This window comes from Cellulosimicrobium sp. SJTW-1, assembly GCF_047716875.1.
Lineage (GTDB): Bacteria > Actinomycetota > Actinomycetes > Actinomycetales > Cellulomonadaceae > Cellulosimicrobium > Cellulosimicrobium funkei.
Genome location: NZ_CP136680.1, coordinates 3,490,696 through 3,512,956 on the forward strand (window position 1 = coordinate 3,490,696; position 22,261 = coordinate 3,512,956).

The 22,261-nt window shown below is 71.5% G+C and carries 16 protein-coding genes and 3 rRNA genes; 9 read left to right on the forward strand and 10 right to left on the reverse strand.

Annotated features, from left to right (window positions below; genetic code table 11):
* Positions 1-175 precede the first annotated feature (175 nt).
* Positions 176-679, forward strand: a complete 504-nt coding sequence (locus RSE42_RS15675) for an inorganic diphosphatase (RefSeq protein ID WP_034655165.1) — start codon at positions 176-178, stop codon at positions 677-679.
* A gap of 77 nt (positions 680-756) precedes the next feature.
* Here RSE42_RS15675 and RSE42_RS15680 read toward each other — a convergent pair whose 3' ends face one another.
* Positions 757-2,136, reverse strand: a complete 1,380-nt coding sequence (locus tag RSE42_RS15680) for an NlpC/P60 family protein (RefSeq protein WP_415297023.1) — start codon at positions 2,134-2,136, stop codon at positions 757-759.
* A 345-nt stretch (positions 2,137-2,481) separates the two neighbouring features.
* Here RSE42_RS15680 and RSE42_RS15685 point away from each other — a divergent pair, with 345 nt between their 5' ends.
* The 4 genes from RSE42_RS15685 to RSE42_RS15700 all read left to right on the forward strand — a co-directional run bounded on the left by RSE42_RS15685 (position 2,482) and on the right by RSE42_RS15700 (position 7,170).
* Positions 2,482-3,819, forward strand: a complete 1,338-nt coding sequence (locus tag RSE42_RS15685; protein ID WP_415297025.1) for a bifunctional o-acetylhomoserine/o-acetylserine sulfhydrylase — start codon at positions 2,482-2,484, stop codon at positions 3,817-3,819.
* An 88-nt stretch (positions 3,820-3,907) separates the two neighbouring features.
* Entirely contained in the window at positions 3,908-5,158 is a 1,251-nt protein-coding gene (gene metX / locus RSE42_RS15690) for a homoserine O-acetyltransferase MetX (protein WP_415297027.1), read from the forward strand.
* Positions 5,159-5,242: 84 nt separating this feature from the next.
* The gene (locus RSE42_RS15695) at positions 5,243-6,202 is read left to right on the forward strand and encodes a zinc-binding dehydrogenase (RefSeq protein ID WP_415297028.1); all 960 of its coding nucleotides are present in this window, start codon (positions 5,243-5,245) and stop codon (positions 6,200-6,202) included.
* Positions 6,199-7,170, forward strand: a complete 972-nt coding sequence (locus RSE42_RS15700) for an alpha/beta hydrolase (protein ID WP_415297030.1) — start codon at positions 6,199-6,201, stop codon at positions 7,168-7,170. The genes RSE42_RS15695 and RSE42_RS15700 overlap by 4 nt, the downstream gene beginning before the upstream one ends.
* 155 nt (positions 7,171-7,325) lie before the next feature.
* Here RSE42_RS15700 and rrf read toward each other — a convergent pair.
* From rrf to RSE42_RS15720, 4 genes are all read right to left on the reverse strand, one after another.
* A 5S ribosomal RNA gene (rrf, locus tag RSE42_RS15705) occupies positions 7,326-7,442 on the reverse strand.
* A 95-nt stretch (positions 7,443-7,537) separates the two neighbouring features.
* Positions 7,538-10,643 (reverse strand): 23S ribosomal RNA (locus RSE42_RS15710).
* Between the two features lie 470 nt (positions 10,644-11,113).
* A 16S ribosomal RNA gene (locus tag RSE42_RS15715) occupies positions 11,114-12,641 on the reverse strand.
* Together the 16S, 23S and 5S rRNA genes form the textbook arrangement of a ribosomal RNA operon.
* 536 nt (positions 12,642-13,177) lie before the next feature.
* On the reverse strand, positions 13,178-14,191 hold the full coding sequence (locus tag RSE42_RS15720; protein ID WP_415297032.1) for a helix-turn-helix transcriptional regulator: 1,014 nt from the start codon (positions 14,189-14,191) through the stop codon (positions 13,178-13,180).
* Positions 14,192-14,285: 94 nt separating this feature from the next.
* Between RSE42_RS15720 and RSE42_RS15725 the strand changes: the two genes are divergently transcribed.
* Both RSE42_RS15725 and RSE42_RS15730 read left to right on the forward strand, forming a co-directional pair.
* Complete coding sequence (locus RSE42_RS15725; protein WP_415297034.1) at positions 14,286-15,383, forward strand: ATP-binding cassette domain-containing protein; 1,098 nt, start codon at positions 14,286-14,288, stop codon at positions 15,381-15,383.
* Positions 15,380-16,231: an ABC transporter permease gene (locus RSE42_RS15730; RefSeq protein WP_415297036.1), complete on the forward strand. Its 852-nt coding sequence runs from the start codon at positions 15,380-15,382 to the stop codon at positions 16,229-16,231. The genes RSE42_RS15725 and RSE42_RS15730 overlap by 4 nt, the downstream gene beginning before the upstream one ends.
* A 152-nt stretch (positions 16,232-16,383) precedes the next feature.
* Here RSE42_RS15730 and RSE42_RS15735 read toward each other — a convergent pair whose 3' ends face one another.
* Entirely contained in the window at positions 16,384-17,838 is a 1,455-nt protein-coding gene (locus RSE42_RS15735) for a hypothetical protein (RefSeq protein ID WP_144721876.1), read from the reverse strand.
* A gap of 149 nt (positions 17,839-17,987) precedes the next feature.
* Positions 17,988-18,308, reverse strand: a complete 321-nt coding sequence (locus tag RSE42_RS15740) for an MTH1187 family thiamine-binding protein (RefSeq protein ID WP_021483491.1) — start codon at positions 18,306-18,308, stop codon at positions 17,988-17,990.
* 86 nt (positions 18,309-18,394) lie between these two features.
* Here RSE42_RS15740 and cofD point away from each other — a divergent pair, with 86 nt between their 5' ends.
* Together cofD and RSE42_RS15750 are read left to right on the forward strand one after the other, a co-directional pair.
* Positions 18,395-19,348 carry a 2-phospho-L-lactate transferase gene (gene cofD / locus RSE42_RS15745; protein WP_415297038.1) on the forward strand — a complete coding sequence of 318 codons (954 nt, stop codon included), beginning with the start codon at positions 18,395-18,397 and terminating at the stop codon, positions 19,346-19,348.
* On the forward strand, positions 19,341-20,213 hold the full coding sequence (locus RSE42_RS15750) for a 2-phospho-L-lactate guanylyltransferase (protein WP_415297040.1): 873 nt from the start codon (positions 19,341-19,343) through the stop codon (positions 20,211-20,213). Before cofD ends, RSE42_RS15750 begins: the two co-directional genes overlap by 8 nt.
* 20 nt (positions 20,214-20,233) lie before the next feature.
* Here RSE42_RS15750 and RSE42_RS15755 read toward each other — a convergent pair whose 3' ends face one another.
* The 3 genes from RSE42_RS15755 to RSE42_RS15765 are packed head-to-tail and all read right to left on the reverse strand — an operon-like array spanning position 20,234 to position 22,252.
* A complete protein-coding gene (locus tag RSE42_RS15755; RefSeq protein WP_415297042.1) occupies positions 20,234-20,980 on the reverse strand; it encodes a hypothetical protein in 747 nt (248 codons plus the stop codon).
* Positions 20,977-21,594, reverse strand: a complete 618-nt coding sequence (locus RSE42_RS15760; protein WP_415297043.1) for a nitroreductase family protein — start codon at positions 21,592-21,594, stop codon at positions 20,977-20,979. Before RSE42_RS15760 ends, RSE42_RS15755 begins: the two co-directional genes overlap by 4 nt.
* A 40-nt stretch (positions 21,595-21,634) precedes the next feature.
* Positions 21,635-22,252: a GNAT family N-acetyltransferase gene (locus RSE42_RS15765; RefSeq protein WP_415297045.1), complete on the reverse strand. Its 618-nt coding sequence runs from the start codon at positions 22,250-22,252 to the stop codon at positions 21,635-21,637.
* Positions 22,253-22,261 lie beyond the last annotated feature (9 nt).

Sequence of the window (22,261 nt, forward strand, 5' to 3'; positions counted from 1 at the left end):
GGGGCCGCGGGCACGTGCGCATTATCACTCACGGCGTCGCCCGCCCAGGGCCGTACGGACTCTTGTGGGCGGACGTCCCGTGTCACACTAGTTCCCGCACGACGGCGTCGTCCGTCGATCATCCGACACCAGCCACCGCCCGAGCGCCGCGGTGCCGGTACGACTGGAGGAAGCAGTGGAGTTCGACGTCACGATCGAGATCCCCAAGGGGCAGCGCAACAAGTACGAGGTGGACCACGCGACCGGTCGCATCCGCCTCGACCGCATGCTCTTCACCTCGACCCGCTACCCCGACGACTACGGGTTCATCGAGGGGACGCTCGGCGAGGACGGCGACCCGCTGGACGCGCTCGTGCTGCTCGAGGAGCCCACGTTCCCGGGCTGCCTGATCCGCTGCCGCGCGCTCGGCATGTTCCGCATGCGCGACGAGGCCGGCGGCGACGACAAGGTGCTGTGCGTCCCGACGGGCGACCAGCGTGCCGCGTGGCGCCAGGACATCGACGACGTGTCCGACTTCCACCGCCTGGAGATCCAGCACTTCTTCGAGGTCTACAAGGACCTCGAGCCCGGCAAGTCCGTCGAGGGCGCCCACTGGGTCGGCCGCGCCGACGCCGAGGCCGAGATCGAGCGCTCCCTGCAGCGCGCCATCGACTCCGGGTACCACACGCCGGGCCACTGACCGGCTCGTCCCCCGCACGACGGCGGGCGGGCGGCCACCCACCTCGCGAGGTGGGCGGCCGCCGTCGTGCGTCACCGCTACGGTCGGCCCGCGTACGGCATCGCGTCGGCCCAGCGCATCGCGACCTCGTGCACGGGACTGCCGGGCTGCCGCGCCTCGATCATCATCCCGCCGCCGGTGTACATCGCGACGTGGCGGATGGTCGACGGGTTCGACGTGTCGTTGGCGTAGAAGATGAGGTCGCCGGGCCGGAGCCGGTCGTAGGAGATCTTCTGCACGCGCTGGTACTGCGAGCGCGACGTCCGGGTGATGTCGACGCCCGCGGCGGCCCACGCGCGGGACGTGAGGCCCGAGCAGTCGTAGCCCGGCCCGGTGCCGCCGAACACGTACGGCGCGCCGATCTTCGTGCGCGCCCACGCGACGGCGGCCTGGCCCTGGGCGCCGTTCCCCACGCCCGTGCCGGGCGGCGGCGTGACCACGGGCGGCGGGGCGGGAGCAGGCGGAGGCGCCGGAGCCGGGGCAGGCGCTGGGGCGGGAGCCGGCGCCGGGGCGGGAGCGGGGGCCGGAGCCGGAGCCGGGGCGGGAGCCGGGTTCTGCGCGGCTGGGACGGACGGCGCGGCCGGGGCGGACGGCGCCGCCGCCGGCGTCCCCGCAGCGGGCGGCGCGACCCGCTCCCGGGCCGCGCTCTCGCGCGCGCTCGCGGCCTGCGCGTCGAGCGCGTCCTGGCGCTCCCGCTCGACGTCGACGCTCGTGGCCCGGGCCTGCGCGAGCTCGGCGAGCAGCGTCTCCCGGCGCGCCGCGGACTCCTGCACGGCCTCGTCGAGCGCCCCGGAGGAGACCTGGGCGGCGGCCAGCGCGTCGCGCGCGCGGTCCTCGACCTCGGCCTGGTGCGCGAGCGCCGCGTCGGCCCGCGCGCGGGCCGTCCCGGCGACGGCGCGCGCCGTCGCGTGCGTCTCGACCGCACGTCCGGCGGTGCGGCCCGCAATGCGCTCGGCGTTCTCGCGCGCGACGACCTGCTCGACGCCGTCCGCGTCCAGGACCGTCCGCAGGGCGTCGAGCTCGGTCGAGCCCTGGCGTGACGCGCGGAAGAGGGCACCGACGGAGGCCCGCGCGTCGGACTCGCCCGACCGAGCCGTCGCGAGCGCCGCCTGGGCGTCGCGCACCTCGGCGTCGGCGGCCTCGAGCTCGCCCTGCGCCGCGGCGTACTCCTCCGCCGCCGTCTCGACGGCCGCGACCGCGGACGCGTGCCGTTCGCGCAGGGCCGCGAGCTCGCGCTCGACCGTTGCGACGTCCCGCGACGCGCCGTCGGCGGCCTCACGCGCGGCGCGCACGTCGTCGTCCGACGGCGCGGACGACGCGGACGGCGCGAGGCCCACGCCCAGCGCGAGCACGAGCGCTCCGGCGGCCCCCGCCACGGCGACGCGGCGACGCGGCGCGCTCCCGGTCACGCGGTTCATCAACCCCTCCTCGGCGTGTCTCGTTGACAGCACTCGCACGAGTCTGCCCGGAAGGTCCGCTCCGCGCGATCCGAGCAGCCGGGGCCTTCTCAGAATGTGGTCTCGCATCGTGAGAAGGGCCTACCGGGTCGCCGACGACGCGCCTAGCCTCAGCCTCATGTCCCGTCGAATGTGTCGCTGACCCGAGCGCACGTTCGCCTGCCCGCGAGCCGTCGTCGACGACGCCCTCGCCGCGGCATCCCGTCCCGCGTGCGTCTCTCGCCGCGGTCGACGACCCCGTCCCCGCCGCACCCGCCCCGGTGCACCCGCACGCCGCCGTCCCACCCCACCCGCAGGAGAGCAACCATGAGCACCGACACCGCCCCCGCCTGGTCCTTCGAGACGCGCCAGGTCCACGCCGGCCAGACCGCCGACCCGACGACCGGCGCCCGCGCGCTCCCGATCTACCAGACCACGTCGTTCGTCTTCCCGGACGCCTCGGTCGCGGCCGACCGCTTCGCGCTCAAGGACCTCGGCCCGATCTACACGCGCATCGGCAACCCGACGCAGGAGGTCGTGGAGAACCGCATCGCCTCGCTCGAGGGCGGCGTCGGCGCGCTGCTCCTCGCGTCCGGGCAGGCCGCGACGACGTTCGCGATCCTCAACGTCGCCGAGGCGGGCGACCACGTCGTCGCCTCCCCGAGCCTGTACGGCGGCACCTACAACCTCCTGCAGTACTCGCTCGCCAAGCTCGGGGTCGAGACGACGTTCGTCGCCGACCCGCACGACCCGCAGGCCTGGCGCGACGCCGTGCGCCCGAACACGAAGCTGCTCTTCGGCGAGACGATCCCGAACCCGCAGGCCGACGTCCTCGACATCGAGGCCGTCGCGGCGGTCGCGCACGAGGTCGGCGTCCCGCTGATCGTGGACAACACGGTCGCCACGCCGTACCTGCTGCGCCCGCTCGAGCACGGGGCGGACGTCGTCGTGCACTCCGCGACGAAGTACCTCGGCGGCCACGGCTCCGCGATCGGCGGCGTGATCGTCGACGGCGGCACGTTCGACTACGCGGCGCACCCGGAGCGGTTCCCGAACTACAACACGCCCGACCCCTCGTACAACGGTCTCGTCTACGCGCGCGACCTCGGCGTGGGCGGCATCCTCGGTGCCAACCTCGCGTACGTGCTCAAGGCGCGCGTCCAGCTCCTGCGCGACCTGGGGTCGGCGATCTCGCCGTTCAACGCGTTCCTCATCGCACAGGGCATCGAGACGCTGTCCCTGCGCGTCGAGCGCCACGTCGCCAACGCGCAGAAGGTCGCCGAGTGGCTCGAGGCGCGCGACGACGTCCGTACCGTCCACTACGCGGGCCTGCCCTCGAGCCCGTGGCACGCGAACGCGCAGAAGTACCTGCCACGCGGCGCGGGCGCGGTCCTCGCGTTCGAGCTCGACGGCGGCAGCGAGGCCGGGCAGGCGTTCGTCTCCGCGCTGCAGCTCCACTCGAACGTGGCGAACATCGGCGACGTCCGGTCGCTCGTCATCCACCCGGCGTCGACGACGCACGCCCAGCTCAGCCCCGAGGAGCAGGCGAAGTCCGGCGTGACGCCGGGCCTGGTCCGCCTCGCGGTGGGCATCGAGCACGTCGACGACATCCTCGCCGACCTCGAGCTCGGGTTCACCGCCGCCAAGTCCGCGCTGGGCTCCTGACCGGCCGACGACGGGCGCGACGATGACGGATCTGGACAGCCGGGGCGCCCTGGGCGCCCCGGCCGTACAGTGGCCGACGGTGACCCCGGTGAACGACGAGCTCCTCTCCCCCGCCCCCGACGCCCGCTCCGGCGCGCGGCCGGGCGACTCGTCGACGCACGGCGTGGCGCCGTCGCGCGCGCGGGTCAAGGCCCCGGTCCCGGCGACCGGGGCGTGGCGCGAGGGCGACCCGGCGGGCCGGCGACGCTTCGCCGACGTCGGCACGTTCGACCTCGAGTCCGGCGCCCGCCTGCCCGACGTCCGGGTCGCGTACGAGACGTGGGGCACGCTCGCGCCCGACGGGTCGAACGCCGTCCTCGTGCTGCACGCCCTCACCGGCGACTCGCACGTGAGCGGCCCCGCCGGCCCGGGGCACGTCACCGCGGGCTGGTGGGAGTCGCTCGTGGGGCCCGGCGCCCCGATCGACACCGACCGCTGGTTCGTCGTCGCGCCCAACGTGCTCGGCGGCTGCCAGGGCACCACCGGACCGGCCTCGACCGCGCCCGACGGCCGCCCGTGGGGCAGCCGGTTCCCGCGCGTCACGACGCGCGACCAGGTCGCGGTCGAGATCGAGCTCGCCCGGACGCTCGGCATCACGTCGTGGGCGTTCGTCGTCGGCGCCTCGATGGGCGGGCACCGCGTGCTGGAGTGGGCGCTCCTCGGGCCCGAGGCGGGGATCGACGTCGTCTCGCTCGCCGCGATCGCGACCGCCGCCCAGACCACGGGCGACCAGATCGCCTGGGCCCACCCGCAGCTCAGCGCCGTCCGCGCGGACCCGGGCTTCCGCGGCGGCGACTACTACGACGCCGCGGACGGCGACGGCCCGCACGTCGGGCTCGGCATCGCCCGGCAGATCGCGCACGCCACCTACCGGTCCGCGCGCGAGCTCGACGACCGCTTCGGCCGGCTGCCGCAGGGCGGCGAGGACCCGTTCACCGACGGCCGCTACGCCGTGCAGTCCTACCTCGACCACCACGGGGACAAGCTCGCGCGGCGGTTCGACGCGAACTCGTACGTCGTGCTCACCGAGTCGATGCTCACGCACGACCTCGGGCGCGACCGCGGTGGTGTCGAGGCGGCGCTCGCGCAGATCACCGCGCACGCGCTCGTCGTCGCCGTCGACACCGACCGACTGTTCCTCCCCGCCGACTGCGCGCGCATCGCCGCCGGCATCCCCGGCGCCGAGCCCCTGCGGACGCTCACGAGCGACTTCGGGCACGACGGCTTCCTCATCGAGTTCGACCAGCTCGGACCGATCGTCGCCGACTTCCTCGGCGAGCGGGCGCGCGTGCGCGACTGACCCGCTCGTCGTCGGGGCAGGCCCTCGGGGCTCCCCCGGGCGGGCCCCGTGGTCGGAGCACGGGCCGGACCGTAGGTTGGTCCCATGCTCGCCGCCTACGCCGACCGCACCGATCCCGACGACCCCCTGGCCGGCCTCGTCGTCGGGGACCGCCCCGAGCCCGCGTCCCGCGAGCACTGGACCACGGTCGACGTGCGCGCCGCGTCGCTCAACCACCACGACCTCTGGTCGCTGCGCGGCGTCGGGCTGCCCGCCGACCGCCTGCCCATGATCCTCGGGACCGACGCCGCGGGCGTCGCCCCCGACGGCTCCGAGGTCGTCGTGCACGCGGTCGTCGGCGCGGACGGGCACGGCGTCGGGCCCACCGAGCGTCGTTCCCTGCTGTCCGAGCGGTACCCGGGCACGCTCGCGGAGCGCGTCGCCGTCCCGAGCCACAACCTCGTCCCCAAGCCGCCCGAGCTGACCTTCGTCGAGGCCGCGTGCATCCCGACGGCGTGGCTCACCGCCTATCGCATGCTGTTCACCGCCGGTGGCGCCGCCCCCGGCGACCGTGTCCTCGTGCAGGGCGCGGGCGGCGGGGTCGCGACGGCGGCCGTCGCCCTCGGCGCCGCCGCGGGGCTCGAGACCTGGGTGACGTCCCGCTCTGCGGCGAAGCGCGCCGGAGCGGCCCGCCTCGGGGCGGCGGCGACGTTCGAGCCCGGCGCCCGCCTGCCCGCGCCCGTCGACGTCGTCGTCGAGACGGTCGGGCAGGCCACGTGGAGCCATTCCCTGCGGTCGGTGCGGCCGGGCGGCACCGTCGTCGTGGCGGGCGCGACGAGCGGCGACGCGTCGCCCGCCGAGCTCACGCGCGTGTTCTTCCACGAGATCCGCGTGCAGGGCGTGACCATGGGCTCGCGCGACGACCTCGCCGCTCTCCTGCGGTTCCTCGCGCGGAGCGAGGTGCGCCCCGTCGTCGACCAGGTGCTCCCCCTCGCCCGCGCGCGCGACGGCCTCGCGCGGCTCGCGGCCGGCGACCACTTCGGCAAGGTGGTGCTCACGCCGTGACGTCCCCGGCCTGGGCCCCCGACGTGCTCGGGGCAGGGTTCGAGCAGCGCACCGTCGAGCTGGAGCCCGACGACGAGGGCGACGTCGTGGTCACGGTCGTCCGGCACGTCCCGCCGACGGACGAGCCCCTGCGCCCCGCGCGCGCGGTGCTCTACATCCACGGCTGGAGCGACTACTTCTTCCAGACCGAGCTCGCCCAGACCTGGCACGGCCTCGGCGCCGCGTTCTACGCCGTCGACCTGCGCAAGTACGGTCGCAGCCTGCGCCCGCACCAGACCCCCGGGTACGCGGACCACCTCGAGGAGTACGACGCCGACATCGCCGCCGCGCTGGACGTCGTGCGGGAGGACCTCGGAGCGCACGTCGCGATCATGCTCATGGGGCACTCGACCGGGGGTCTCGTCGCGGCGCTGTGGGCGCACCGGCACCCCGGCGTCGTGCGTGGCCTGGTGCTCAACAGCCCGTGGCTGGAGCTGCAGGGCTCGTCGGTGGCGCGGACCGTCTCCGGCCCCGCGATCCGCCAACTCGCCCGCTTCCAGCCCCGCGCCCCGCTCCCCAACGTCGATCCCGGCTACTACGCCCGGACGCTGCGGGACCGGGAGGACGGTACGTGGACCATCGACGACGCATGGCGTCCCGTTCCGTCGTTCCCCGTCCGCGCGGGATGGCTGCGCGCGATCATCTCCGGTCACGCGCGCGTCGCCGCCGGCCTGGCGATCGACTGCCCCGTGCTGGTGCTCCTCGCCGAGAGGTCGCTGTTCAGCACGCGGTGGACGGAGGACATGCGCGCCGCAGACATCGTGCTCGACGTCGAGCCGCTCGCCCGCCGGGCCTCGCACCTGGGGCGCGTCGTCACCCTGGTCCGCATCCCCGGCGGCATCCACGACCTGTCGCTCTCGGCGCCGGAGCCCCGGGCACGCTTCTTCGCGGAGATCGTCCGCTGGTCGGCGGCGTACGGCTGGTCCTAAGGGCTCCTCGGCCGCTCTCGCGTCCCGGTGCGACCGTCCGTGGGGCCGACGACGGCCCCGGACGTGCCGGCGCTAGCGCGTCCCTCGCGTGGTGTGGGGGTATGCGGAAATGCCGAAGGCCCACCCCGTGTGGGGTGGGCCTTCGGTGAAGGGTTGTCCGGCGGCGTCCTACTCTCCCACCCCGTCTCCAGGGCAGTACCATCGGCGCTGAAGGGCTTAGCTTCCGGGTTCGGTATGGGACCGGGCGTTTCCCCTTCGCTGTGACCGCCGTAACTCTGTTGAACCTCCTCGACACCTGGGGCACCCCGTGTGGGGTGTGGTGTTGGTGGTTCGGGAACCGCACAGTGGACGCGTAGCAAAGTGTTTGGTGTTGAAGTTGTCGGCTGATTAGTACCGGTCAGCTGCACGGGTCTTTCGTCCCCGCTTCCACGTCCGGCCTATCGACCCAGTGTTCTGCTGGGTGCCTCTCACCCCGTAGGGTATGGAAACCTCATCTTGAAGCAGGCTTCCCGCTTAGATGCTTTCAGCGGTTATCCCTTCCGAACGTAGCCAACCAGCGGTGCTCCTGGCGGAACAACTGGCACACCAGAGGTTCGTCCGTCCCGGTCCTCTCGTACTAGGGACAGCCCTTCTCAAGTTTCCTGCGCGCGCAGCGGATAGGGACCGAACTGTCTCACGACGTTCTAAACCCAGCTCGCGTACCGCTTTAATGGGCGAACAGCCCAACCCTTGGGACCTACTCCAGCCCCAGGATGCGACGAGCCGACATCGAGGTGCCAAACCATGCCGTCGATATGGACTCTTGGGCAAGATCAGCCTGTTATCCCCGGGGTACCTTTTATCCGTTGAGCGACGGCGCTTCCACAAGCCACCGCCGGATCACTAGTTCCGACTTTCGTCCCTGCTCGACCTGTCAGTCTCAAGTCAAGCTCCCTTGTGCACTTGCACTCGACACCTGATTGCCAACCAGGCTGAGGGAACCTTTGAGCGCCTCCGTTACATTTTAGGAGGCAACCGCCCCAGTTAAACTACCCACCAGGCACTGTCCCTGGTCCGGATCACGGACCGAGGTTAGACATCCGAAGCGGCCAGAGTGGTATTTCAACGTTGACTCCACCCGCACTGGCGTACGGGCTTCACAGTCTCCCACCTATCCTACACAAGCCGCACCGAACACCAATACCAAGCTATAGTAAAGGTCCCGGGGTCTTTCCGTCCTGCTGCGCGTAACGAGCATCTTTACTCGTAGTGCAATTTCGCCGAGTTCGCGGTTGAGACAGCGGAGAAGTCGTTACGCCATTCGTGCAGGTCGGACTTACCCGACAAGGAATTTCGCTACCTTAGGATGGTTATAGTTACCACCGCCGTTTACTGGGGCTTAAATTCTGAGCTTCACCCCGAAGGGTTGACCCGTCCTCTTAACCTTCCAGCACCGGGCAGGCGTCAGTCCGTATACATCGTCTTGCGACTTCGCACGGACCTGTTTTTTAGTAAACAGTCGCTTCTCCCTGGTCTCTGCGGCCGTCCACGCTCCCACCGCGAGGGTGTTCACGCTTCGGGCCCCCCTTCTCCCGAAGTTACGGGGGCATTTTGCCGAGTTCCTTAACCACGATTCTCTCGATCGCCTTAGTATTCTCTACCTGACCACCTGAGTCGGTTTGGGGTACGGGCGGCTAGAACCTCGCGTCGAGGCTTTTCTTGGCAGCATAGGATCACCCAGTTCGCGCTTGTGCGCTCACCGTCAGCTCTCAGCCTTGATGTCGGGCGGATTTGCCTACCCGACGGCCTACAGCCTTGGACGTGGTCTACCATCGCCACGCCGGGCTACCTTCCTGCGTCACCCCTGTTAATACGCTTACCTACTACCGGATTGGGTCCCGCGCGCCCCTGCCCGGTGACCCCGAAGGGTCGATGGGCAGGTTTGGGCGGTCAGCATCACCGGGCTCGGTATGGGCGGTTCTTCGCCGGTAGGAGAATATCAACTCCTTGTCCATCGACTACGCCTGTCGGCCTCGCCTTAGGTCCCGACTTACCCAGGGCGGATTAACCTGGCCCTGGAACCCTTGGTCATTCGGCGGACGGGTTTCTCACCCGTCTTTCGCTACTCATGCCTGCATTCTCACTCGTGTGGGCTCCACCGCTGGGTTCCCCCGCGGCTTCACCGCCCACACGACGCTCCCCTACCCACCTGCGCCTCTGGACCACGAAGGCCTGAGTTGAGCGCAGATGCCACGGCTTCGGCGGTGTACTTGAGCCCCGCTACATTGTCGGCGCGGAATCACTTGACCAGTGAGCTATTACGCACTCTTTCAAGGGTGGCTGCTTCTAAGCCAACCTCCTGGTTGTCTGTGCAACTCCACATCCTTTCCCACTTAGCACACGCTTAGGGGCCTTAGCCGGTGGTCTGGGCTGTTTCCCTCTCGACTACGGAGCTTATCCCCCGCAGTCTCACTGCCACGCTTTCACTTACCGGCATTCGGAGTTTGGCTGACGTCAGTAACCTTGTAGGGCCCATCGGCCATCCAGTAGCTCTACCTCCGGCAAGAAACACGTGACGCTGCACCTAAATGCATTTCGGGGAGAACCAGCTATCACGAAGTTTGATTGGCCTTTCACCCCTAACCACAGGTCATCCCCCAGGTTTTCAACCCTGGTGGGTTCGGTCCTCCACGCGGTCTTACCCGCGCTTCAACCTGCCCATGGCTAGATCACTTCGCTTCGGGTCTAGACCCAGCGACTATGGGCGCCCTGTTCGGACTCGCTTTCGCTACGGCTTCCCCACACGGGTTAACCTCGCCACTGAGCACTAACTCGCAGGCTCATTCTTCAAAAGGCACGCTGTCACCCCAGCCAAGGAGGCTCCAACGGATTGTAGGCACACGGTTTCAGGTACTATTTCACTCCCCCTCCCGGGTACTTTTCACCTTTCCCTCACGGTACTGGTCCGCTATCGGTCACTAGGTAGTATTTAGGCTTAGCAAGTGGTCTTGCCAGATTCACACGAGATTTCTCGGGCCCCGTGCTACTTGGGATCCCCTTCGGGAGGCGCACCATTTCGTCTACCGGACTCGCACCGTCTGTGGTCCGCCTTTCAATGCGGTTCGACTATGACACGGCTTTCTTACTCCCCGGTGGACTGTCAGATCCACCAGAAGGGTCCCACAACCCCGAACACGCAACGCCTGACAGCTTGAACACGCGCCCGGTTTGGCCTCATCCGCTTTCGCTCGCCACTACTCACGGAATATCTCTTCCTGTCGGTACTGAGATGTTTCACTTCCCGACGTTCCCTCCACACACACCCTATATATTCAGGTGCGGGTCACACGACATGACTCGTGCGGGGTTCCCCCATTCGGAAACCCTCGGATCACAGCTCGTTTGCCAGCTCCCCGAGGCTTATCGCAGGCTACCACGTCCTTCTTCGGCTCCTAGTGCCAAGGCATCCACCCTGTGCCCTTAAAAACTTCAACAAAAACAACAAAACTGCAGAGAACCAAGAACCACACCCCAAAGGGTGCGTCTTGATCTTTACAAAGATGCTCGCGTCCACTGTGCAGTTCTCAAACAACCAACGACCCCGACCCCACCAGACCCGCCTACCCCACCCACACCCTCATACAAGAGCGCAGACGAAGCGGTTCGTGGTCCAAGGACCGGCCCGTACCAGGCACCCCACCAACCGGTGGCCGGTGACCTGAGGACCCAACAGTGTGCTCGACAAGCCCCCCAGTCTCACACCCGTGATGTTCCACCACCACCCGCACGAACCCCGAGAGGATCGTGCGAGCCGGCAGGTACTGACACCAGCAAGACCGAAGAAGCTCTTTCGTCAATGTTCCACCCATGAGCAACCACCCACCACACGGACGGCGATGGCGTGGCACCTGAACCACCCACCCACCGGCGAACACCGGCAAGGCGAGGGTTGGTAGCTCCTTAGAAAGGAGGTGATCCAGCCGCACCTTCCGGTACGGCTACCTTGTTACGACTTAGTCCCAATCGCCAGTCCCACCTTCGACCACTCCCCCCGCGAACGGTTGGGCCATGGGCTTCGGGTGTTACCGACTTTCGTGACTTGACGGGCGGTGTGTACAAGGCCCGGGAACGTATTCACCGCAGCGTTGCTGATCTGCGATTACTAGCGACTCCGACTTCATGGGGTCGAGTTGCAGACCCCAATCCGAACTGAGACCGGCTTTTTGGGATTCGCTCCACCTTACGGTATCGCAGCCCTTTGTACCGGCCATTGTAGCATGCGTGAAGCCCAAGACATAAGGGGCATGATGATTTGACGTCATCCCCACCTTCCTCCGAGTTGACCCCGGCAGTCTCCCATGAGTCCCCGGCATAACCCGCTGGCAACATGGGACGAGGGTTGCGCGCTCGTTGCGGGACTTAACCCAACATCTCACGACACGAGCTGACGACAACCATGCACCACCTGTGCACGAGTGTCCAAAGAGACCACCATCTCTGGTGGCTTCTCGTGCATGTCAAGCCTTGGTAAGGTTCTTCGCGTTGCATCGAATTAATCCGCATGCTCCGCCGCTTGTGCGGGCCCCCGTCAATTCCTTTGAGTTTTAGCCTTGCGGCCGTACTCCCCCAGGCGGGGCACTTAATGCGTTTGCTGCGGCACGGAACTCGTGGAATGAGCCCCACACCTAGTGCCCAACGTTTACGGCATGGACTACCAGGGTATCTAATCCTGTTCGCTCCCCATGCTTTCGCTCCTCAGCGTCAGTTGCGGCCCAGAGACCTGCCTTCGCCATCGGTGTTCCTCCTGATATCTGCGCATTCCACCGCTACACCAGGAATTCCAGTCTCCCCTACCGCACTCTAGTCTGCCCGTACCCGATGCAAGCTCGAGGTTGAGCCTCGAGTTTTCACACCAGACGCGACGAAACCGCCTACGAGCTCTTTACGCCCAATAATTCCGGACAACGCTTGCGCCCTACGTATTACCGCGGCTGCTGGCACGTAGTTAGCCGGCGCGCTTCTTCTGCAGGTACCGTCACTTGCGCTTCTTCCCTGCTGAAAGAGGTTTACAACCCGAAGGCCTTCATCCCTCACGCGGCGTCGCTGCATCAGGCTTTCGCCCATTGTGCAATATTCCCCACTGCTGCCTCCCGTAGGAGTCTGGGCCGTGTCTCAGTCCCAGTGTGGCCGGTCGCCCTCTCAGGCCGGCTACCCGTCGTCGCCTTGGTAGGCCATCACCCCACCAACAAGCTGATAGGCCGCGAGCCCATCCCTGACCGAAAAACTTTCCAACCACCCCCATGCGAGGACGGCTCATATCCGGTATTAGCCCCGGTTTCCCGGAGTTATCCCGAAGTCAAGGGCAGGTTACTCACGTGTTACTCACCCGTTCGCCACTAATCCGCCCAGCAAGCTGGGCATCATCGTTCGACTTGCATGTGTTAAGCACGCCGCCAGCGTTCGTCCTGAGCCAGGATCAAACTCTCCGTAAATGAACAACGCCCACCACCAGGACAAACCCGGCAGTGAACAATCCATACGAAGCGAACCCCAACAGGGTTCACAAAACTGGCATCAACACGAAAGATGACATCATCTTCCGAAATCAACCAAAGGAATCCCAGACACAACCAACCCAACCACCCGGACGGGCAACCAGGCCAGCCATGCCACAGGGACAAAAATTTGGCATTGACTAACAAGCACACTGTTGAGTTCTCAAACAACCGACACACACCGCCTCCGACCTCGTTCCCGAGGCCCTTGCGCGGGGCGCTTCCTTCGTTCTGAATCCTACCAGACCCGGCCGTTCGTCCCGGACCGGTGAAAACCGGATTTCCGTTCAGAAATGTACCTGATCCAGACACCCTCACCGCACTCACGGGGCAGCACTGTGCTCCGAGAAATCTGGTGGGAGTTTCGCCCGGGGGACCAGCCACTTCGCATCTGCTCCGAAGAGCTATGCCGTGGTGTCTGTTCCTCCCTGCCGGGCGACCTCGAGAACATTACGGGGTCGTGGGCCAGGAGGTCAACTCGCTCCCTCGTGACCCGGCTCACCCCTCGCCGCCGCTCGCGCGCGCTCCCCCAGCACGCGTACGGCGTCGCGCAGCTCGAGCGGCCCGACGACGTCGAACGGCACGTCGAACATCGCGCACCGGGCCGCGAGCCCGCCCCAGGACCAGGAGCCCGTCGTCAGGCGGCACCGCCCCTCCCCCGCCGGCTCGACGACCGCGTCCGCGCCTGCCCAGCGCGCCACCGTCGCGGCGTCCGCGTGGAGCTCGACGGTGCCGCGTACCGGGTAGCTGGTGGTGGCGAACCGCTCCGCAACGAACGTCGCGACGTCGGGCGCCGGCAGCGCGCGCGGCGCGAACCGTGCCCCCGTGCCCTCGCGCGGGACCATCCGGTCGACGCGGAACGTGCGCCAGTCCTCCCTGTCGAGGTCCCACGCGACGAGGTACCACCGGCCGCCCCACGTCGCGAGGTGATGGGGCTCCGCGCGCCGCGGGGCGCGGAACCCCGCGCCCTCCGGAGCCCCCGGCGCGCGCAGCACCTCGCCGGTGCCGCCGTCGTAGTCGAACCGGAGCACGCGTCTTTCGGTCGCCGCCGTCCCGACGGCGACGAGCACGTCGGGACGCACGGTGGGGAGCTCCTGCTCCCGGCGCCCCGGCACGGCGGTCACCTCCAGAGCGTCGATGCGCGCCCGCAGCCGCGCGGGCATCACCTGCCGGATGGTCGCGAGGGCCCGGGCCGCGGCGTCCTCGACCCCGGGCAGCGCACCCGTGCGCAGGGCGACCGCGACGGCGACGGCCTGCTCGTCGTCGAACAGGAGCGGCGGCACGTCCGCCCCGGCGTCGAGCCGGTACCCGCCGTCGGGGCCCTTGGTCGCGCGTACCGGGTAGCCCAGCGTGCGCAGCCGGTCGACATCGCGCCGCACGGTGCGCGGGCTGACCTCCAGGCGCTCCGCGAGCGTGGCCCCGGGCCAGTCGCGGCGCGCCTGGAGCAGCGAGAGGAGCCGCAGCAGTCGTCCCGAGGTCTCGAGCATGGCTCCAGCGTCGCACGCGGTAGAGGACCGGACCTGTCCGCTACCCGGAGCAGAGTCGTTCCCGACGCACGCACCGCACTCCAGGAGGAGCACCGTGATCCGGACCAGAGCACTGACCAAGGACTTCGCCGTCGGGCGGGACGAGAGCCGCACCGTGCACGCCGTGCGGGGCATCGACCTCGACGTCGCGCCGGGCGAGCTCGTCGCCGTCCTCGGCCCCAACGGGGCCGGCAAGACGACCACCCTGCGCATGCTCACCACGCTGACCCGGCCGACGTCGGGCACCGCCACCGTCGCGGGACACGACGTCGTCGCCGAGCCGGACGCCGTCCGCCACCGCATCGGGTACGTCGGGCAGGGCAACGGGGCCGGGCACGCGCAGCGGGCCGTCGACGAGCTCGCGAGCCAGGGCCGCATCCACGGGCTGGACCGCCGGACCGCCCGGCGACGCGCCGACGAGCTGCTCGACTCCCTCGAGCTCACGGCGCACGGCACCCGCAAGGTGTCCGACCTCTCCGGCGGGCAGCGCCGTCGGCTCGACGTCGCCATGGGTCTCGTGCACGCGCCGTCGCTCCTCTTCCTCGACGAGCCGTCCACGGGTCTCGACCCGCACAACCGCGCGAACCTGTGGGAGCACGTCCTGCGCATGCGCGACGACGCCCGCGCGACGACGGGCGAGCCCATGACGATCGTCCTCACGACGCACTACCTCGACGAGGCCGACACCATGGCCGAGCGGGTCGTCGTCGTCGACCACGGGCGCGTCATCGCCGACGACACGGCCGCGAACCTCAAGGCCGAGCTCGCCGGGGACCGCGTCCTCGTGACGCTCGCGCCGTCGGGCGGTCGCGCGCACGACGACGCCGCCCGCCTCACCGGGCTGGCCCGCCGCGTCGAGGGCTTCCGCGAGGTGGCCCGCACGCCCGAGGACGCGGGCGCCGTCGGGCCCGACGCCGGGCCCGAAGCCCGGCCCGGCAGCGCACCCGCGCTCGAGGTGCGCGCCGAGCGGGGCGACGCCTACCTGCCCCGGCTGCTGCGCGCGGCGGACGCCGCCGGGATCGCCGTCGACACCGCCCAGGTGCGCCGGCCCACGCTCGACGACGTCTTCCTCGCCCTCACCGGGCGCAGCCTGCGCGAGGCGGGCGCCACCACGGGCGCCGACGCCCACCCCACCGAGAGGACCGCAGCATGAGCACCGTCACCACGACCCCGACCACCCCGCGCACGGCACCGAGCCGCGCGCACGCCCCGCGCCGCGGCCTCGCCGCCTTCGCGCGCGACACCGGCATCGTGCTCGTGCGCGAGCTGCGGCCCGTGCTGCACGACCCGTTCTCCGTGCTCTTCGGGCTCGTCCAGCCGATCGTCTTCCTCGCGCTGTTCGGACCGCTCCTCGTCGGGTCGCTCGGCGGCACGACGACCGGGCAGGAGGTCCTGGGCGGCAACGTCTGGCAGTGGTTCGTGCCGTCGATCCTCGTCATGACGACGCTGTTCGGGACATCCACGACGGGCGCGAACCTCCTCGTCGAGCTGCAGACGGGGGCGCACGAGCGGATGCTCGTCGCGCCGCTGTCGCGCGCGTCGCTCCTCGTCGGGCGCGCGCTCAAGGAGATGGTCCCGATCGTCGCGCAGTCCGTCGTCGTGGTGCTCGTCATGCTGCCGTTCGGCTTCGAGCTGCACCCCGCCGGCGCCGTCGTGGGGCTGGTGCTGCTCGCCGTCTTCGGCGTGGGGATCGGCTCCCTCAGCTACGCGCTCGCGCTCGCCGTCCGCAAGCAGGACTGGATGTTCTGGGTCGTGCAGCAGACGCTCGTCTTCCCGCTCATGATCCTGTCCGGCATGCTCCTGCCGCTCGAGACGGGTCCCCGCTGGATGCAGGTCGCGTCCGACGTCAACCCGCTGCGCTACGTGGTCGACGCCGAACGCGCGCTCTTCGCCGGCGACCTCACGGCGTCCGCCGTCGCGTGGGGGTGGGTCGCCGCCGTCGTGACGGCCGCCGTCGGGCTCGCCGTCGGGATCCGGACCATGGTGCGGAGGACCGACTGAGCACGGGAGCGCTTCGGCCCGGGCCTCCAGCCCCGGGGCACCCGGCGGACGACGTCGTCGCCGGGGGCGAGATGCGAGAAGTGGCCCCTGCGGCGAGTCCTCCAGGGGCCACTTCTCCCGTCTCACGCCGGGAGCGGTCCCGGCCGGCGGGCTCAGGCGGTGTGCTCGCGGAAGGCGTCGGTGAGCGTGGGGCCGTCGTCGGTGCCCAGGCGCCAGACGCTCCAGCCATCGGCGGTGTGGGTGCCGGAGACCGCGACCGCGGCGAGGTCCGGGTGGCGGAACCGGGCGCCGTCGGACAGCTCGATGAAGCCGTCGGGCTGGAGCACCGCCTCGAAGCGCTGCCCGCGCCGGGGCCGCGACCAGACGAGCTGGCGCGGGGCGCCGAACGCGCGGGCGAGCGCGACGAGGTCCGGATCGTCCTCGGGGCCGAGCGGCAGGTCGGCCGCGGGCGCGGACGGCACCGGCGCGACGTCGCGGCTCGGCGACGGGAGGTCCGGACCCGTGCCGAGGTCGACGGGCGGGTGGTACGACAGCGGGTCGTACGGGCGCTCCTGCGCCGGGCTGCGCTGGTCGCCGTACTCGTGCGTGAGGTACGACTCGCGCGTCCGGATCGACTCCCGGGTGCGGATCGACTCGCGCGTGAGGATCGAGGTGCGCGGGGCCGGTGCCTCGTCGGCGCTCTCGACCGGGCGGCGGTCGGCCCAGGCCGTCGGCGCGGGCTCGGGCGCCGTGCGCGCGGTGAGCGGGTCGTCCAGGGGGACGAAGTCGAGCACGGGCGGCTCGGCGCGGCGCGGCTCGCCCGTCGCGGTGAGCGGGGCGAGCTGGCCCGTCTCGTCGGCCGACGACGGCGCGACGCCGTAGGTGGTGCGGGGCTCCAGCTCGGCGGCCCGGCGACGCTCCGCCCGGGACCTCGCGGCCTGACGCGTCACCACGGGAAACTTGCCGGTCAGGGCTCGGCCCACGGCGACGCCGTCCGCGAAGTCGGAACCGGGGGCGACGGCACGGCCCCGCGGGGGCTCGGGTGCCGCGGGTGGCGCGGGGTTGTCGCGCGTCATCGCGAGCGGGGACACGTCGACGAAGCGGCGGCCGTCGGCCCCGTGGACCACGCCGAGGCGCAGCACCGCGACCGGCGAGCCGGGCTGGCGCAGGAAGTCGAGCGCGTCCTGGATGCCGGGCGCGGCGCTCGAGCAGATGACGATGAGGCGCGCGCCCGTGGCGCGCGCGGTCGCCTGCGAGCGCGTGAGTGGCACGTTGTCGTAGAACGCGGCGACGTCCTGCTGGAAGCGCGACGCGCCGCCCGTGTAGCGCGCGGCGAGCTCGGCGCGCGTGAGGCGACCGGCGCGGCCCGCGTGGTTGAGCGCCGCGGTCAGGGCCTCCTCGGTGAGCTCGGCCGTGACCTCGATGACGACCGGGAGCCCCGCCGCGTCGAGCGCGAGGAGGTGCGGCTCGTCGTCGGACGTGCCCTGCGCGACCGGGAAGATCTGCTCGCCCAGCAGTCCCTCGAGGTTGCCGTCCACCACCCGCTGCGCGTCCGTCCCGAATGCTCCGGCCTGCTGGGGCGGCTGGACCAGTACGGGACGCTCGGCGTCCACCTCGAAGAGGGGCATCGGGGGTTCTCCTGCAGCAGCGGAAACGCGACCTGGGCGGGGGCGTATGCGCCATAGCCTACGGGGGCGGGTCAAGTCCCTCGAAGCGGGCGAACCGGTGCGCAAGGGCCGTCCGGCCCCCGTCTCCGGCCCGCGCGTCACCCGCCCGGTCAGGCGTGCCCGGTGTCCTCCGACTCGGCCGCGAGCCGCTCCTCGACGCGCTCGACCTTGCCCGTGAGCTCGCCCGTGCGACCCGGGCGGATGTCGGCCTTGAGGACCAGCGACACGCGGTGACCGCCTGCGCCGACGGCCTCGGTCGCACGCTGGATCACGGGCATGACGACGTCCCAGTCACCCTCGATCTCGGTGAACATCGACGTGGTGCGGTTCGGCAGGCCCGACTCGCGGACGATGCGGACGGCCTCGGCGACGGAGTCCGCGACGGACTCGCCGGCACCGAGCGGGGCGACGGAGAAGGCGAAGACGGCCATGGGTCCATCGTGGCACGGCGTCGCGCCACGGGCCGGGGAACCGGGCGCTCCGCGAAGGCTCCGTGCTCCGACGTAGGCTCGTCGTCGTGACAGCAGAACACCGCACCGACCGCGTCAGCGTGCTCGCGGGCGGGGTCGGCGGGGCCCGCCTCGCGCACGGTCTGGACCTCGCGGGGACGGACCTCACGGTCGTCGTCAACGTCGCCGACGACGTCGAGCTGCACGGGCTGTGGATCTCGCCCGACCTCGACACCGTGACGTACACGCTCGCCGGGCTCGCGGACGAGGAGCGCGGCTGGGGCGTCGTCGGGGAGACGTACGCGGCCCTGGAGGCGATGGGCCGGCTCGGCGAGGACACGTGGTTCACGCTCGGCGACCGCGACCTCGCGACGCACGTCGTGCGGACGGCCCGGCTGCGCGCCGGCGCGCCGCTGTCCGACGTCACCGCGCAGCTCACGTCCGCGCTCGGCGTCCGGGCGCGCGTGCTGCCCGTCACCGACGACCGCGTCGCGACGCTCGTCGACACGCCCGCCGGGCGCCTCGGGTTCCAGGAGTACTTCGTGGGCCGTCGGCACGCGGACGACGTGCTCGGTCTCGTCTACGACGGCATCGACGCCGCGCGCCCGGCGCCCGGCGTGCTCGACGCGGTGACCGGCGCCGACGTCGTCGTGGTCGCGCCGTCCAACCCGTTCCTGTCGGTGGAGCCGGTGCTGGGCGTCGCGGGCGTGCGGGAGGCGCTCGCCGGGACGTCGGCGCGACGGGTCGCGGTGAGCCCGATCGTGGGCGGTCGCGCGCTCAAGGGTCCTGCCGCGCAGATCCTCACGACGCTCGGGCACGAGGTCTCCGCGCTCGGCGTCGCGCGCCTCTACGCGGGCCTGGTCGACGTCATGGTCATCGACGACCACGACGCGCACCTCGCCGACGCCGTCCGCGCGCTCGGGATGGACGTCGTCGTGACGGACACGGTCATGGGCGGCGCCGAGGGCCGCGAGCGCCTGGCGCGCACGCTGCTGCGGTCCGTGGGGCTCGAGCGTGGGTGACGTCGTGCGGCCCGACGGCGGCCCTCGCCCGGGCGAGCCGGGGCGCCCGGCGCGCGTGGTCGCCGTAGTGCCGCTGCGCGACGGGTCGTCGGGGAAGTCGCGGCTCGCGCACGTGCTCGACCCCGCGTCGCGCAGCAGGCTGATCGGCGTGCTCGCGCGGCACGTCGTGGGGACGCTGCTCGCGAGCGACGGCGTCGAGCGCGTGGTCGTCGTGACGTCCGACCCGCGGTTCACGTGGCGGGCGCTGCGGGACGTCGTGGTCGACGAGCCCGCCGAGGCGGCGCACGCCGGGTCCGAGGACCTGCCCCTGCTGACCGCCGACGCCGACCGGCTGCGCATCGTGCTCCAGCCCGCGGACCGGCCCGGTCTGGACGCGGCGGTGGAGCTGGGCCGGGAGCTCGCGGCGGAGGACGCGGCGGCCCGGGGCCCGGTGCGGCTCCTCGTGGCGCACGCCGACCTCCCGGCGCTCACGACCGCGGACGTCGCGGCGCTGCTCGCCGAGGACGCCCCGGTCGTCGTCGCGACGGACCGGGTCGGGGCGGGCACGAACCTGCTCGTCCTCGACTACCCGGCCACCGCGCCGTCGAGCACGACCCTGCTGTCGGGAACCGGCGCAGAACACCAGGAACCTCGTGCTCGGCCCGACGGCGGTGCCCGCGGTGAGGGGTTCCGGTTTCAGTTCGGGACGGGCAGCCGCGCGGCGCACGTCGCGGAGGCCGAGCGGCTCGGGCTGCGGGCCGTCGTCGTGCAGCGGCCCGGGACCGCCGTGGACCTGGACACGCTGGACGACTGGGGCGAGCTGCCCCCGCCCGTGCGGGGCGCCGTCGGGCTGCACGTCCCGGCGCTGCGCGACCACGACGCCTGACCCGGCACCCGCCCGCGCCGCTACGACGGCCAGGTACCGAGCTCCTCGGGGGGCGCCGCGAGGCCGGCCCGCACGTCGGCGAGGAGGCGCTGCCACGCGCCCTCGTCGAGCGGCCCGGCGCAGTCCAGCGCGAGCACCACGGACTGCGTCGACGCGTCGCCCTCGAACGTCGGCACGCTCACGACGCGCGCCGCCCCGCGCACCCGCACCTCGCCGCGCGGGGTCGTCACCGTCCAGTCCTGGGCCGCGGCGTTCACCCCCTGGCGGGTGACGCCGTCGGCGAGGAGGGGCAGCAGGACGTCGCTGGGAGCCGTGAGGTCACCGCCGTCCGCGGCGACCGTCTCCGTGAGGAGGGCGGCGGACGCGTCGCGCGGGCCCGCCGTGGGTGCCGCCGGGTCGGCCGCGGCACGTGACGACAGCACGCACGCGCCGCTCGCACCCACGACCTGCCACCCGGACCGCCCGACGAGCGGTGTCGCGCCCGCCGCGCCACCGAGGCTCGTGACCTCGGGCGGAGCGGCCGTGGGCGCCTCCCCCGGCCCGGCGGAGGCGCCCGCCGTCGCCTCGTCGGAGCCACCCGGAGGCCGCTCCGGCTCGCCCGAGGCGGTCGGGTCGTCGGCCGGGACCTCGGCGGGCGGCCGGTCCGTCCGCGTCGCGGACGCCGCGCCCGTCGGGTCCTCGGGCGTCGCGCTCCCCGTGCACGCTCCCGCGCCGAGGACGGCGAGCGCGAGCCCGACGGCGAGCGCCCCGGCCCGCGAGCGCGTCACGACCGGCCACCCCAGCGGCCGCGGTGCACGACGTCGTCGAGCGGCTTGCGCGCGCGACGGCGCGGCGAGCCCGTGGCCGCCCGGTCGGCGGGGTGCCCGACGGCGACGACCCCCGTCGGCGCGTACGCGTCGGGGATGCCGAACGCCGCGCGCAGGCGCCCGACCTCGCCCGGCGCGACGCCGAAGAAGCACGCGCCGAGCCCTTCGTCGACGGCGGTCTGGAGCATGAGCAGCGCCGCCATCCCGGCGTCGACGTGCCAGTACGGCACGGCCCAGCGGTTCTCGTCGCGGTCCGCCCAGCCCTTGTCGTCCTCGGCGTACCGGTCGAGGTAGACGTCCTTCGACGTGAGGACCACGACGAGCACGGGCGCGGTGCGCATCCCGGCGAGCCACGTGCTCATGCTCCGCTCGGGCTGCTCGGGCGAGGTCGCGGACCAGAAGCGCGCGACGTCGTCGGGCTCCGTGAGCACGAGGAACGACCACCCCTGAGCGAACCCCGCGCTCGGCGCGCGGACGGCGTTGCGCACCAGGCGGTCGACGGCGTGCGGGTCGACCGGCTCGTCGGTGAACCGGCGCACCATGCGCCGGCGTCGGACGACGTCCTGGAACTCCACGCGGCCCCCTCGGCACGGTCCGGGATCAGGTCCCCGCACCCTATCCGGCGACGCGCCGCGTCATCCGCAGCTCGAGGAGGCGGGGGTCGCTCGGGAGGGGCTGGGTCTCGCCGGTCGGCGCGAAGCCTGCGCGCTCGTAGAGGCGGAGCGCGGGAGCGTTGGTCGCGGTGACCCAGAGCGCGAGCGTGCGCGCGCCGAGCCCGGCCGCGAGGTCGTCGGCGCGCGCCAGGAGCGACGCCGCCACACCGCTCCCCCGCGCGCCGGGCTCGACCCACACCGACACGAGCTCGGCGACGGTCGCGTCGTCGGGCGACGGGACGACCGCGGCGATCCCGACCACGGGACCCGGCGACCGGTCGCCCCCGGCCGGGCTGCCGTCGTCGGGCGGGCCACCGTCGTCGGGCGGGCCACCGTCGTCGGGCGGGCCACCGTCGTCGGGCGGGCCACCGTCGTCGGGCGGGCCACCGTCGGGGACCGTGCGCGCGAGGAGCGTGCGGCCCTGCGCCGCGCGCTCGCGCCACACGTCGTCGGGGAAGACTGCCTCGCGCCCGAGGGTCGAGCCGAACGCGGACGGGGCGTCGGCGAGCGCGCGCAGGCGGACGTCCCGCAGCTCGCGCCAGTCGTCGGGCCGGATGCGCGCGACGGTCGTGGTGGGCATCGGCCCATC

Coding starts and splice junctions, on each gene's coding strand:
- RSE42_RS15685 (WP_415297025.1), top strand. CDS start 2,482: ATGAGCACCGACACCGCCCCCGCCTGGTCCTTCGAGACGCGCCAGGTC.
- RSE42_RS15730 (WP_415297036.1), top strand. CDS start 15,380: ATGAGCACCGTCACCACGACCCCGACCACCCCGCGCACGGCACCGAGC.
- RSE42_RS15765 (WP_415297045.1), bottom strand. CDS start 22,252: ATGCCCACCACGACCGTCGCGCGCATCCGGCCCGACGACTGGCGCGAG.
- RSE42_RS15735 (WP_144721876.1), bottom strand. CDS start 17,838: ATGCCCCTCTTCGAGGTGGACGCCGAGCGTCCCGTACTGGTCCAGCCG.
- RSE42_RS15680 (WP_415297023.1), bottom strand. CDS start 2,136: ATGAACCGCGTGACCGGGAGCGCGCCGCGTCGCCGCGTCGCCGTGGCG.
- RSE42_RS15695 (WP_415297028.1), top strand. CDS start 5,243: ATGCTCGCCGCCTACGCCGACCGCACCGATCCCGACGACCCCCTGGCC.
- RSE42_RS15720 (WP_415297032.1), bottom strand. CDS start 14,191: ATGCTCGAGACCTCGGGACGACTGCTGCGGCTCCTCTCGCTGCTCCAG.
- RSE42_RS15740 (WP_021483491.1), bottom strand. CDS start 18,308: ATGGCCGTCTTCGCCTTCTCCGTCGCCCCGCTCGGTGCCGGCGAGTCC.